A 14,003-nucleotide genomic window follows, 5' to 3' on the forward strand; every position below is an offset into this window, starting at 1 on the left:
GCTATATCATGCATATAAAGAGTCAAACTATGCTTTGCTATGCATTTATTTCGAGCCTCGTATCAAAACATCATACCAAAACAATTCCGGCTAACTGAGCTGAATATTACTATTCTCTTAATTCTTGTTATGATTTGTGATCTCTGCATGACTGCCTGCTCTGCTCAGTAAGCTGCCTATACCCCTATCGGCATCACTACAGTTTACTGAAGTCTTTTTATTCACTATTAGAGGTAACTCCCATAACAGCGAAACAGGAAAGACCCGCACAAAAAAACCGAGCCACACAATGAAGAAAGAGCCGCATGCCAAATTAACCTTAAAAACAGGATCCAGGGACGACTTCGGCATATCTATTAGTCTAGTCGTAAAAAGCAGAAAGGGAGAAACCTTCCGGCCTCTCCCTTTGCAATGATCATATAGCCAATAGTGTTAATGAAGCCAGTATGGCAGCGCCTCCAGACCGATCAGCCGGGTTTGTTCCATCGCATGTAATATGGAGTTTTCCTGACGGGCAATCCATTTTTCCAGTTGGGTACGCTCTTCATCTTCCAGCTCTTCCACCAGCAATTGCAGCGGAGACAGGGTCAGTAAATCATCGATCCCCTGTTGTAAATCAGCCCATGGCATGCGGAAGGCATCCCGCTGATCCAGATCATAAATAGAAGCAAAGCAGATACCGGTATACATGTTGCGCATCAGACGGTATTCCTGATCGATGTAATCCTGACATTTCAGGGTAACCGCCAGCGGAAAAGCGTCCTGCAAATCAGTCCAGGTGCGGTCGAGTTGTTTCTGTGAAAAACGGGGAATGCGCTTCGCCATTTTTTCACGGGCCTTTTCATCTAAAAATGGCTGCCAGCCCCGGGACAGTAGCCAGCGGCTTAAATCCAGCAACAAACCGGCATAACGGGCAGACTGTAGCAGTGTCATGGTCTGCTCCCGGGATGGAAGCTGATCCCGCTGTTCTTTCAGCCGTTGCAACAGCCACTTACGGGCATCCAGTTTACGCAGGATGTGACCTTTATCTTCACACAAACTGTCAATATGTACGGCGGTTTTAAGCCAGCTCAGTTCCTGATCCAGCCATTTCAGCTCCTGACGCAGGATAGCACTCGCCCGTCGGGGAACAATCCCGCCAAAAACAGTCAGGATCTGACGAATAAAGGAGATGGCCTTGCTGATCTCAAGCAATGCTTCAAGCGAATCACGCTCAAAAAAGATCTGTTCATGGTAATGCCAGTGAGACAATGCATGTTCCAGTGACTTAATAAAGCAGGTTTCAACCGAATCGTCCGTTTGTGTGTCGACCAGAGGCAATTCTTTAACCAGATCACCTTCATATCCCTGAGCCAGACGGTAACCACGCGCAGCCTTACTCAGATTCGCCAGACGGACGCCTCCCCCTTCACTGATAATGCGTGCCAGTGTAAACAGCGATTCTGTCTGACCGGATTTCAGCTCCAGTTCCACTTCAGACATCGGCTCTTCTTTTTCTCCGGCAACGACATGCCCAAGGTCAAAAGCCACCTCTATCTGGCTACCGTCCGGCATACCGATAAGCCACTGTTCACGGGTAAAGTTGGTCGAAAAAAGAGGAAGAAGTTCAGCTTGCAGTGCTTCAGGAGATTTACTGTCGGGCCAGATATCTGTTGGGTGAAGGGATAAATCGGGGAAGTTATTCGTGTGTTCGGCATTAAACTCCGGCCTCTGATGCAGGCCAGCAACGACCCGCCCCGAGGTTTTTACCGTCTGAACAAACACATCATCAAAACGTCGGATACGCAAACCGATATCATGCTGGCGCAACCAGTTGTCAGGAGTATCAAAATAAGTATTTCCAAGATCTCTGCAACTGTGCTGAAGAATTTTAGCGTCGGCGATTTTTAACTTTAACTGCTCTGAAAAATCGGGGGATACAAAAAACTTCAGTTCTATCTCGGTTTCCATTAGTTCTACCTTTTTGGGACGATGGCAACAGGATATTGCCTAATCACTGTCTCGGCAAGATCCGAAACCCGTTTTATCACGACAAAATTGTCCCGAAGCTGAGAGGGTTACACCAATAAACACCCCATACATGATCTAAAACAGTTTTAAAGATGAATTTATTCGGTTACCATGCGCACCTTTATAGCCATCGTACAACAATTCACCATAGAGTGACTGTTCTTTTTAGGGTTATATTTTTAGGTTTAAACACCATGCCAGTAAATACCATTATGGGGTTGTTTGCAAAGTCCCCAATCAAACCTTTGCAACGCCACGTTATGTGCGTCAATGAGTGCTGTTCCCATCTGGTGGACTTCTTTGAAGCCTGTCACCAGAATGACTGGAAAAAAGCGGAAGAGATCCGCCGCACAATTTCTCAGTTGGAGAAAGATGCTGATGTACTGAAACGTGAGATCCGTCTTAAGCTGCCTAGTGGCCTGTTTATGCCCGTCAACCGTACTGATCTGCTCAGTCTGCTGACTCAACAGGACAAACTGGCTAACCTTGCCAAAGATATTGCCGGCCGGGTTGTTGGACGTGAACTGCAAATTCCGGCTCCTCTTCAGGACAATTTTATCGCTTATCTGAAGCGTTGTCTTGACGCCGCTGCTCAGGCTCAGACTGTGATCAGCGAGCTGGATGAACTGCTGGAAACCGGATTCCGGGGACGAGAAGTCACTCTGGTTGCAGAAATGATTCACCAGTTAGATGAAATAGAAGACGACACTGATTTGATGCAGATCGGCCTTCGCCAGCAATTGATGGCAATCGAATCTGAATACAATCCTATCGACGTCATTTTCTTATATAAAATTCTCGAGTGGGTCGGTGGTATTGCCGATCAGGCCCAGCGCGTTGGTTCGCGTCTGGAAATGATGCTTGCCCGTTCATAGTTAATCCGGAGAGGACATGAAACTCTCGCTTAAGCCTGGAGCCGCCTTAACACTAAGCTGGCTTCCATGCTTTTTCGCGTGTTTTAATTCTCTGTTTTTGTTATCCAACAACTAGGTATTACCATGGATATCCTTGCAAACTACGGCACCATAATTATTTTTGCTGCCGCGATATTTGGCTTTTTAATGGCCATCGGTATTGGTGCAAATGACGTTGCCAATGCAATGGGCACCTCTGTAGGTTCCAAAGCTCTTACCGTTAAACAAGCTATTGTTATTGCGATGATCTTCGAATTCGCCGGTGCCTATCTTGCCGGTGGTGAGGTGACAGACACCATACGTAAAGGTGTGATTGAAACCTCTCTGTTTATCGACCAGCCTGACATCCTGATTTTTGGTATGATGTCTGCCCTGCTTGCTGCAGGCACCTGGCTGCTGCTGGCTTCCTACATGGGCTGGCCGGTTTCAACCACCCACTCCATTATCGGTGCCATCATAGGTTTTGCCTGTGTTTCCGTCGGCACAGAAGCCGTCGACTGGAGCTCTGTTCAGGGCATTGTCGGCAGTTGGATCATCACACCGATTATTTCCGGTCTGTTTGCTTACCTTATTTTCGCCAGTGCTCAGCGTCTGATCTTTGATACGGAAACACCGCTGCTGAATGCCAAACGCTTCGTCCCTGTGTATATGTTTATCACCACACTGGTGATTGCTCTGGTTACGATTAAGAAAGGTCTGAAACACGTCGGCTTACACCTTTCAACCACGGAAGCCTGGATATGGTCAGCCATCGTATCGGCGATTGTGATGATCGGCGGCTATATCTACATTCAGATGAAATTCTCTAAAAATGCTGAAGAACGCGGCTTTGCCGGTGTAGAAAAAATCTTCAGTATCCTGATGGTAATCACTGCCTGTGCCATGGCATTTGCGCATGGTTCCAACGATGTGGCCAATGCTATTGGGCCGCTTTCCGCCGTTGTTTCGACTGTCCAGCACATGGGCGAAATCACCGCGAAAAGTGAAATCGCATGGTGGATCCTGCCTCTGGGCGGCTTAGGTATCGTCGTCGGTCTCGCAACCATGGGACACAAAGTAATGGCAACCGTGGGAACAGGTATTACCGAACTGACACCAAGCCGTGGCTTTGCTGCACAGCTGGCAACCGCCAGTACCGTGGTTCTGGCATCGGGTACAGGCCTGCCGATTTCGACAACACAGACTCTGGTCGGTGCCGTCCTCGGTGTTGGTTTTGCCCGTGGTATCGCAGCTCTGAACATGGGTGTTGTCAGAAACATTGTGGCGTCATGGGTCGTTACCCTGCCAGCCGGTGCACTGCTGGCCGTCATCTTCTTCTACATGCTTGAAAGTCTGTTCGTATAATAGGGTTCTTTCTGAATGACAATGTAAAATTTATGTCATTATTGAATCAATGTTGCAGAAAGGGGGAGCTTTGCTCCCCTCTTTAGTTGCACCAAGCCCCGAAACTTTTTACTATTCTCCCCCATAGATACCCAAGCTGTTTCGTCTGCCATGACGGAGAGTTTGAAAACCACCGGATTTCACAACAATAATGTTAAGGGATGTACTGTGAAAAAACTGTTCTCTTTGGTTCTGTTCATCTGCCTGCTTGTACCAGGGGCCTTTGCCGCTCCGCAATATTATATTGCTGATAACCTGTTCACCTATATGCATTCAGGCCCAAGTAACCAATACCGTATTATCGGCAGCATTGATGCCGGTGATAAAATCACCCTGACCAATGTCGATAAAGACACCGGCTACAGTGAAGTTGTCGATACTAAAGGCCGCAAGGGCTGGGTAGAAAGCCGCTTTGTTACCCGCCAGATCAGCATGGCTGTACGTCTGCCTATTCTGGAAAAAGAGCTGAAAGATGCCAAAGAAAAACTGGCTCATGCCGAGGAGAATTCCGATCAGGAACAGGCGGGACTGATAGCCTCTCTGGACTCACGCAATAAACAGATTGCAGAGCTGGAAAAAAACTATGCAGATATCAGCACAAAACTGACATCATCTCAGACTGAGATCCGTGAATTGCGTGCCCGTCTGGATACACAGAAAGAAGATCTGCTGCTGAAATACTTTATGTATGGCGGTGGTGTAGCCGGTATTGGTCTGCTGCTGGGTCTGATCCTGCCGCATATTATTCCCCGCCGCAGAAAATCACCTAACGGCTGGGCATAATCACTGCCCCTGTTTTTACTCTAATGGCCACTATTGTGGCCATTTTCAGATAAGGCCGGAAAAACTAACCATTCCATTCATACAGTGCCGGGATCTCAATCTGCTGACCGGAGAACTCCACCACAATATTTCTGGGTGAAATACTCAGCAGCCTGACCTGATCATCCAGCCACTCGCCTTCATGCAGCTCCTGACCGTTAATCTTTACCCAGCGCCCCTCCTCACTGCTGGAGTACATATGTGTTTGCAGATTCATGGCAGGAAGGCGGCCATGCCATTGAGCCTGCTCCTCTTCCAGCCGGATAACGCTCTGCAGCGGAAAAATATCTTCATCCGCAGCATGATCTTCATCCAGAGCACTCTGTACCCGCTGAGCCAGTTCCGGAGACAGTCCGCTCAGGTCAAGTTCCCCCAGTTCAAGTGGCGGTTCATCGGTTTGCCGACCTGTTGGAGTATCGGTCACTACCGGTGTGGTCACTGTCACAGCCGGAGTCGTCTCTGTCGGTGCTGCCTGCACAATGACAGAAGCAAGACGGGTCAGTACACCGATTTCAGGATAATCCTGTACACTCACCTGTGACGCAGCATCCAATGATTCTTCCGCCACGGCTTTCAGTTGTGGAGCCTGTGTATCGGCTATCAGGCTCAGTACCTGCAGGGTATGCAGCCCGGCAACACCATCGACCGTCAGCCCCTGCCAGCGCTGAAAGGCTTCCACCCGGTGCTGGATATCCGGACTGAACTCCCGGGTCAGCAGAGGCCTTTCCCCCAGTACAGCCGCCAGTTGCTGATCCAGCGTGGCAACAGCGTCACCCTGATCCCCCGCTTTCAGTGTTGGTCTGATATCGCTGAACCACACCAGACGGTATTCCCCCTGCCAGTGTTTTTCCAGCCAGCTAAGTGGCAAGCGAATACGCTGCCTGTTATTAATCAGCTCTGCCTGAGTATTCCCCAGCGCATACAACACCGGATAGACCACAGCAGAACCGTTTTTCACCGTTAATACCACAGGACGGTTCAGTTTACGCAGCGTGTCTGCCGAGCCGGTCTGATATTCACAAAAATAGGGGAAATTTTCCGCCAGACGACAGTCTGCTTCCAGTACCGAAGCCTGTACACCCCATAACCGGTATAAAGTCTGCATGGCTTCGGTCTCATTCTGACTGTGACGCAGAAACTGTTCCGACATCAGGTCAGACTGCGGTACGGCCTCTTCCTCAACCCGATGCTCAACCACCGGCAGCGGCTTGTCTGCATCCATACCAATCAGACCGGACAACTGAGGATAGTAGTAATAACCGCTACCAAGCAGTACAGATGCCAGCAGTACCGTTACTGCATAACGATAACCCGGTGTTTTTGTCTCTGCCGTTTCCAGACCCGCCGCCGGAGCCTGAAACGCCAGCACATCCTGACAGGCTTTTTCTGCCAGTGCCGCAGATACGGTAGTTTCACCGGCATAACAGGTGTACTGCAGCGCCTTATCGCCGATCAGGTTGATCAAACGAGGTATGCCTCGGGTCTGGCGGGCAATAATTCGTACCGCTTTAGAAGAAAACAGTGCCTTATCACAGCCGGATACCTGCAGACGGAAACGGATATACTCTCCGACTTCATGGCTGCTCAACGGCAGCAGGTGATAGCGCCCAGTGATCCGCTGCGCAAGCTGACGCAGCTCCGGCGTCTGCAATTTTTTCTGCAGTTCAGGCTGGCCGATCAGCAATACCTTCAGCAGCTTATGCGTATCCGTCTCCAGATTGGTCAGCAGACGCAACTGTTCCAGTACCTGAGCCGAAAGATGTTGTGCTTCATCAATCAGCAGCAGTGTTTGTATCCCTCTGGCATGGTTCTGCTCAAGATAGTAACGGATCGCCTGAGCCAGCTGTTTGAGTGTCGCCTGCGGCGGATAAGCTACTGAAAATTCGTCACAGATCGCTTCCAGAAGATCCGACTCAGAAAAAGTTGGATTAAGGATAAGTCCAGCGCGGATATGTTCTCCTAACGATGCCAGCATGGCTTTCGACACCGTGGTTTTTCCGGTGCCGACCTCACCGGTCAGCATGGCAAACCCGCCCCCATCACCAAGACCGGCCTGCAGATGCCCCATGGCCTCCCGGTGCCGGGCGCTTAAATACAGATACCGGGCACTTGGTACTATTGAGAACGGCGGCTCAATAAAACCAAAATAATCTTTATACATGTTTGATTCTCTTTATCAGGACTAAAGAAAAGTACCATTGGCTGATAGAATGTAAAGTCTTTGATATACCGAAGTGTCAGTTATTGACGGTAATACGGGTAATGTGAGGTATTGGGTGAAAATCTATCTTGTTGGCGGCGCGGTTCGAGACAAACTGTTGGGTATTCCGCATTATGATAACGACTGGCTGGTTGTCGGCTCAACCCCGGACGAAATGCTGGCGCAGGGGTTTCAGGCTGTCGGCAAAGAGTTCCCTGTTTTTCTCCACCCAAAATCACATGAAGAATATGCCCTTGCCAGAACAGAGCGCAAAACTGGCTCCGGGTATAAAGGCTTTGAATGCTACTTTGCCCCGGATGTAACACTGGAAGACGATCTGCTGCGCCGGGATCTGACCATCAATGCAATGGTACAGGATCAGCAGGGGAACCTGCTGGATCCCTGTAACGGCCGGAAGGATCTGCAACAGCGCCTTCTGCGGCATGTGTCAGACGCCTTTGTCGAAGATCCGCTGCGGGTACTCAGGGTTGCCCGCTTTGCCGCTAAACTGGCGCATCTGGGCTTTACCATCGCATCAGAAACACTTGCCCTGATGAAAACCATCGTGGTATCCGGGGAACTGGAACACCTGACGCAAGAACGGGTATGGCAGGAGTGGCAGAAATCGCTGACCACTCAGCGGCCGGATATCTTTCTTGCCGTATTAAGAGAATGCGGTGCACTGGCGGTGGTACTGCCGGAGCTGGATCGGCTGTTTGGTGTTCCTCAACCAGAAAAATGGCACCCGGAAATCGACACCGGTATCCATACCCTTATGGTTGCTCAGCAGGCAGCACGACTGACCGATTCACCACAGGTGCGTTTTGCAGCCCAGTTGCATGATCTGGGTAAAGGGATCACCCCGGCGTCGGAATGGCCGAGCCATAAAATGCATGAACAGACAGGACTGGCAGAAATTCAGTCCCTGTGTGAACGGGTTCGGATACCGAATGAATACCGGGATCTGGCGCTGGCTGTCTGCGCCCAGCATACCAATATCCACCGGGCTGCCGAGTTAAAGCCATCCACCATACTGAAAATCTTTAATCAGTTGGATCTGTGGCGTAAACCGGAACGGCTGCATCAGTTACTACTCTGCTGTGTGGCGGATCATCAGGGAAGAAAAGGCTGCGAACAACAGGCCTATCCTCAGCAGGCAATCATACAGGCTGCCTTTGATGCCGCCGCCGGGGTTGAGGTACAGGGTGTCATTGCTGACGGGTTCACAGGAAAAAGCATACGGGAAGAGCTGGACCGACGCCGGGTGGAAGCGATTAAGCATTCCCGCGCAGACGCACGGGAATGAGTCTGTAAAGCCGATTACTCTGTCCCACCGACTGTCAGACTGTCCAGCTTCAGGGTTGGCTGGCCGACGCCGACAGGTACGCTCTGACCGGCTTTACCACAGACACCGACCCCTTTGTCCAGCGCCAGATCATTACCGACCATAGACACCTGCTGCATGGCTTCGATACCGGAGCCTATCAGGGTTGCGCCTTTAACCGGACGGGTAATCTTACCGTCTTCAATCAAGTAAGCCTCTGAGGTCGAGAAGACAAATTTCCCGGAAGTAATGTCCACCTGTCCCCCGCCGAAGTTAGGCGCATACAGGCCCTTTTTCACCGTAGAGATAATCTCCTCCGGTGTATGTTCTCCCGGCAACATATAGGTATTGGTCATTCTCGGCATCGGCAGATGTGCATACGATTCCCGGCGGCCGTTACCTGTTGGTGCGACCCCCATCAGACGAGCGTTCAGTTTATCCTGCATATAGCCTTTCAGCACACCTTTCTCTATCAGTACATTATACTGACCGGGAACCCCTTCATCATCAATACTCAGTGAACCGCGACGATCCGTTAATGTTCCGTCATCCACAATGGTACACAATGATGAGCTGACTTTTTCACCGACTTTACCGGAAAAAACGGACGAGCCTTTCCGGTTGAAATCCCCTTCCAGACCATGCCCCACAGCTTCATGCAGCAGCACACCCGGCCAGCCGGAACCCAGCACCACCGGCATGCTCCCCGCAGGAGCTGCACCAGCTTCCAGATTCACCAGCGCCTGACGGATGGCTTCATCTGCAAACTCAAACGCTCGCTTGCGTCCGGCTTCTTCCTCAAGAAAATAGCTGTAGTTAAAACGACGCCCGCCACCGGCACTGCCACGTTCTCGACGGTCACCTTTCTGTGCCAGCACACTGACCGACAGCCTGACCAGCGGACGGACATCTGCCGCATAAGTGCCGTCGGTCGCCGCCACCAGCACCTGTTCGTATACCCCACTCAGGCTGACAGACACCTCCTGAATCAGCGGTTCTTTCGTACGGATATAAGCATCCAGCTCTTTCAGCAGGTCTATTTTCTGCTGCTTTTCCAGACTTTCCAGCGGATTAACCGGCGCATAGATCGCCTGAGTCGTATGCCGGTCGAACGTTTTCACCTGAGCACTCTGTCCCTTGCGGGCAATACCACGGGCAGCTACAGCACTCTGTTTTAGCGTCTCCGGCGTGATCTGATCAGAATAGGCAAACCCGGTTTTTTCCCCGGAGACGGCCCGCACTCCGACACCCCGGTCGATATTGAATGAACCGTCTTTGATGATACCGTCTTCCAGCACCAGAGACTCATGCCAGCTGGACTGAAAATAGATATCCGCATAGTCGATATCGCGCGAAGCAATCACAGCCAGAGTATCAGCCACATGCTGAGGGCTCAGCTCGGAAGGAACCAGTAAATCATTTTCTACTCGGGATAATATCATTTTAATCCTTTTATCTTTTGCCTCTGCTCTTCCGGAAGGGTGTATTCTCCGCGGCTGCGGGACAGCTCGGTGACCTCCGGATTGCTTAACGGGCCTTTAACCTGATAGCGGATCTGGGTAAACACATCCACAACAGGCGAAATCACTTTTGATACAGCATACACCAATACGGCGGTCTGTGGAGTAATAGCGAATGCTGTCAGTACCGGCAGTCCGGACGTCAGATCCGGAATAAACTCCACTTCAGCGTCCACCAGACGCTGGTTCAGGTCAGCCATTCCCCGGATCGTCATATCACCGGCGACAGCATCCATTTCTATATTGTTGGTAACAAACACGCCGTCTTTGATCTTGCCGGAGCCGGTAATGGAATCAAACGCCAGACCATCGTCAAACACATCACTGAAATCCAGCTGCATCTTGCGGATGATAGAATCCAGACTGAACAGTCCCAGCAGGCGAGCCGCACCGCTAACGTCAGAAATGATCCCTTTGCCGAACTCACTGTTGATTTCCCCGTTCAGCGTATCGACCTGCACCGACCACGGAGCGCCCTGCCAGCTTAGCTCGGAAGAGATATCAAATGGCGCTTTCTGAATCCCGGAACTGATACCGAAGCGCTCCATCAGCTCAGAATTATTTTCTCCCTCCAGATGTAAAGAGAACTGTGAATGACTCTGATCGCCATCCAGTATCCACCAGCCACTGCCCTGTACCCGGCTTTTACCGCTGCTGAATTCGATATTTTTCCACTCCAGCCGGTCATTCTTACGCAACAGTTCAACACGAGTCGAACCCACTTTGTAGCCCTGCAACCAGAAGTCATTAATATTCAGGGTCAGATTCGGCATCAGTTTCCGGAAAGATCGGTCAAAATCACTGACCAGTGGCCAGTCTTCATCCGCCTCAAACAAGCGAACCTGCTCTTCCTCATCCTCGGCCGGAGCCAGTGCCGGAACATTCAGATGCAGGTTATCCAGCACCACTGACAGATCATATGGTTCCAGATAACTGGCCTGTCCGTTCGCTTCAGCACTGCTGACCCGGATCTGCCACTGCGGCGATTTCTTCCGGGCATTCACCTTCACATCATGCCAGTCCAGCGTCGCCAATGTTAAGGTGTCCGTGGCGATGATAATCCGATCCGGATAAGGGATGTCCGGCGTATTCATCTGACTCAAGCGGGCATTGTCCTGCACACTGTCGGCAGCAGCAATAAAGCTGATCCAGTCATCCAGATTGAACGATTTAGTGCGGATCGTCAGGTCATTTCCGACCACAGGACTGACCTTAAATCCACCCTCCCCGACCAGCAGATTGGTCGCCGTCAGCACAGGCCGCGCACCGGTAATATCAATTTCTGCCTGATACTTCACTCCGGGCAGCTGTATACGTCCGGAGATGCTTTCCTGATTTCCGGATGCCTGCAGGCGAGCTTCCCCGCGCTTTCCCAGCGCCTTGGTCAATGGCTGCGGATACTGACTGGCCACAAATTCCAGATTAACCCGGGTATCGATCTGATAGGTAAAACCGACATCGTTCAGTTGCAGATCCACGGCGGTACTCCAGGGCGCATGACCTTTGACCGCCCCCAGCCACTTTTCCCCCACATGCGGGATCAAAGGCTGAGCTTCCCAGTCACCGATCACATCGATATCCACCATATAACCGGCTTTACGCTGTTCTCCGCTGAAATCCACCGAGATCGGCTGATCCAACAGCAACGCCGACAATCCGGAGGTGCCGACCACATCGTTATCAAACGTGATCTTGCCTTTGGCTTTTTCCAGCACCATCGGCGGCGCATCAATCTCAATATGATTCCCCGGCAACTGGGCATACCCCCATGCCCGGACCTCTTCTCCGGACAATGGAATATCCAGCTGAAATTCCGAGTATACATTGCCACTGACCTGTACCGCTGTCAGTGCTGCGCCAACCGAATCAACCAGAGGCGAAGCCGTCATATAATGGCGTACCGCTTCACCTTTTCCCGTCGCAACAGCTTTGATCTCCAGCCGGCTGTCAGGATGCAGGCGCGGGATCTGCCCGGTGATGCGTTTTGCCGTCACATCCATCAGTCTGGCCGAATACGAGTCCAGATACATGGATTCGTTTTCAAACAGCAGATCCAGTTGCAAGTCGGTAATCGGCGGCCACGCGGTATCAAAAGAGAACCGGGCTTCTTTCAACCCGACACTGGCCTGAAAAACACCGCTGTTATCGTTATACGGAAAACGGTCAAGTGCACCGTACCAGAGGATCTGAGCCGTATCCGCACGTCCGCCCTGAATTGCTGCGGAAAGAAAATCCGTCAGGGTTTGGCCCAGCGCCCGTTTCGGCAGATAACGCCAGGTCTCTCCGGCATGGTACAGATCCGTTTCGGCGTATACGGACAAAAATGGAGACGCGTTATCCGGCATATCCAGCCGGAATGCCCCCTGCACCTGAAGGTCGGGAGTTTCACCCGTCACTTTATCCGACCATAAACGCCAGCCGGTATCATCCGACTGCCAGATCAGATCCGCACTGACCTGCTTAATATTCAACGGAGCCTGAAAGACATCACCATAAGGAACCGTGTCATCCTGCAATTCAATATGTGCATGGGCATTTTTCAGCGTACCGGCGATATCTGCGGATAATGCATGCAGTTCCGGTAACAGATCCCACTGTTGCATCGCCCCGTCATGCAAAGAAGCCGAGTAGCGCAGCGAATCCACATCCTTCCCCTGAGCCAGACGAATATCTTCCAGCCGTCCTCCGGGGTTGAGCCGGTTTATCCACGTGGTAAAAGCATCCGAATCCGGCAACAGATGCACCAGAGGTAATAAGGTGCGGATATCCAGCTGAGAGAGATTCAGACGCCATTGCTGCGGGTCGTAAGAAAAGGCGAGATCCAGTTCCGGCCAATCCTGTGCATCCGTACTGACACGCAACGCATTGCCGCTGACCAGAAAGCTGTTTTCGTCCAGAGAAGGAAGCAAACTGAAAATACCTTGCTCCAGCGTAAGTACATGCTCACTTCCGTCTTTCCACACCAGTTCGGAAGGCAGCATTTCAGCATAGGCATCAACCGGTTTGCTGTGTTTTAACGTCAGCCAGCTGTTAAAGCTGATCTGGCCGCTTTCAATACCAGTTTCCTTGCGCAGATAACGCGTCAGCCAGGGTTTGACTTTGATATTACGCGCCTGAAGGTAGAAGTCTCCGGAGACATCCAGCAGCGAACCGTGATCATCAAAATTACCAATCAATCCCAGACTGTTGATCTCACTGCCGACCAGCCCAACCACGCCTTCAAGCTTGTGATTCTCGCCGCGGTTATGCCATTTCAGTTCTTCAATCTGAATCTGTCTGACATCTTCGGCAAAGCTGCGGTAGGTGATGCGGGAATCGGTCAGTGAAAAATCTTCCATCTGCCGCAGCAGCAGTTGTTCCAGCTGTTTCAGAATAGGGTTGCTCCGGGGAGCATCCGGCTCTGGCTTTCCGGTTTCATCGTTGTCTGAACGGATCAGAGAGATACCGCTGATATCCAGCACCAGGCCATTCACACTCAGGTTCTCGACCTTAGGTTCCAGCGCCAGCAGCGAAGCCATCAGATCCAGCTGAATATTCACTTCCGCCGCAGAAAAGGTTGATTTGCCTTTATCCCCGACTTCAACCTCAAGGTTCTGCAACGAAAGAAAAGGATGGGTATTACGCCAGAAGCCGGTGACATGCCCTACTTTCAGCGGTAAACCGGACGCGTCCGTTGCCCAGGTTTCAATCTCACTCTGAAACCTGTCCAGACGGGGTAAAGCGATGCGCAACGTCGTTACGGCAAGCGCCAGCAGCACCATAATGATGACCAGCTTCCATAACACAATGCGCCCTAAGCGGGTGGAAAATGAAGTCACACAATCCTCAGA

8 protein-coding genes and 1 pseudogene are annotated in these 14,003 nt (G+C 51.2%); 4 read left to right on the plus strand and 5 right to left on the minus strand.

The genetic code is table 11. The features are described from left to right. Positions 1-432: 432 nt before the first annotated feature. Complete coding sequence (locus tag CSW98_RS13195; RefSeq protein ID WP_100800945.1) at positions 433-1,950, minus strand: CYTH and CHAD domain-containing protein; 1,518 nt, start codon at positions 1,948-1,950, stop codon at positions 433-435. A 254-nt stretch (positions 1,951-2,204) separates the two neighbouring features. On the opposite strand from CSW98_RS13195, the gene CSW98_RS13200 reads away from it, so the two are divergent. The 3 genes from CSW98_RS13200 (at position 2,205) to CSW98_RS13210 (ending at position 5,090) form a co-directional block, all read left to right on the plus strand. Continuing rightward, positions 2,205-2,885 (plus strand): TIGR00153 family protein, encoded by a 681-nt coding sequence (locus CSW98_RS13200; protein ID WP_100800946.1) that lies wholly within the window; start codon positions 2,205-2,207, stop codon positions 2,883-2,885. Positions 2,886-3,008: 123 nt separating this feature from the next. Then, on the plus strand, positions 3,009-4,268 hold the full coding sequence (locus CSW98_RS13205) for an inorganic phosphate transporter (RefSeq protein ID WP_100800947.1): 1,260 nt from the start codon (positions 3,009-3,011) through the stop codon (positions 4,266-4,268). A gap of 207 nt (positions 4,269-4,475) precedes the next feature. Continuing rightward, complete coding sequence (locus CSW98_RS13210) at positions 4,476-5,090, plus strand: TIGR04211 family SH3 domain-containing protein (RefSeq protein ID WP_100800948.1); 615 nt, start codon at positions 4,476-4,478, stop codon at positions 5,088-5,090. 64 nt (positions 5,091-5,154) lie between these two features. Here the strand turns inward: CSW98_RS13210 and CSW98_RS17750 are convergent, their stop codons facing one another. Beyond that, a complete protein-coding gene (locus CSW98_RS17750; protein WP_269799024.1) occupies positions 5,155-5,346 on the minus strand; it encodes a general secretion pathway protein GspB in 192 nt (63 codons plus the stop codon). Positions 5,347-5,700: 354 nt separating this feature from the next. Continuing rightward, positions 5,701-7,290: pseudogene (locus CSW98_RS13215) on the minus strand (AAA family ATPase); the annotation flags it as partial. A gap of 115 nt (positions 7,291-7,405) precedes the next feature. Between CSW98_RS13215 and CSW98_RS13220 the strand changes: the two are divergent. Continuing rightward, positions 7,406-8,635 carry a multifunctional CCA addition/repair protein gene (locus CSW98_RS13220; RefSeq protein WP_100800950.1) on the plus strand — a complete coding sequence of 410 codons (1,230 nt, stop codon included), beginning with the start codon at positions 7,406-7,408 and terminating at the stop codon, positions 8,633-8,635. A 14-nt stretch (positions 8,636-8,649) separates the two neighbouring features. Here CSW98_RS13220 and tldD read toward each other — a convergent pair whose 3' ends face one another. After that, positions 8,650-10,095, minus strand: a complete 1,446-nt coding sequence (gene tldD, locus CSW98_RS13225) for a metalloprotease TldD (protein WP_100800951.1) — start codon at positions 10,093-10,095, stop codon at positions 8,650-8,652. Next, positions 10,092-13,991: a YhdP family protein gene (locus CSW98_RS13230; RefSeq protein ID WP_100800952.1), complete on the minus strand. Its 3,900-nt coding sequence runs from the start codon at positions 13,989-13,991 to the stop codon at positions 10,092-10,094. The genes tldD and CSW98_RS13230 overlap by 4 nt, the downstream gene beginning before the upstream one ends. Between the last annotated feature and the right edge of the window lie 12 nt (positions 13,992-14,003).

Origin of the sequence: Vibrio sp. HA2012 (assembly GCF_002812955.1) — a bacterium.
Lineage (GTDB): Bacteria > Pseudomonadota > Gammaproteobacteria > Enterobacterales > Vibrionaceae > Vibrio.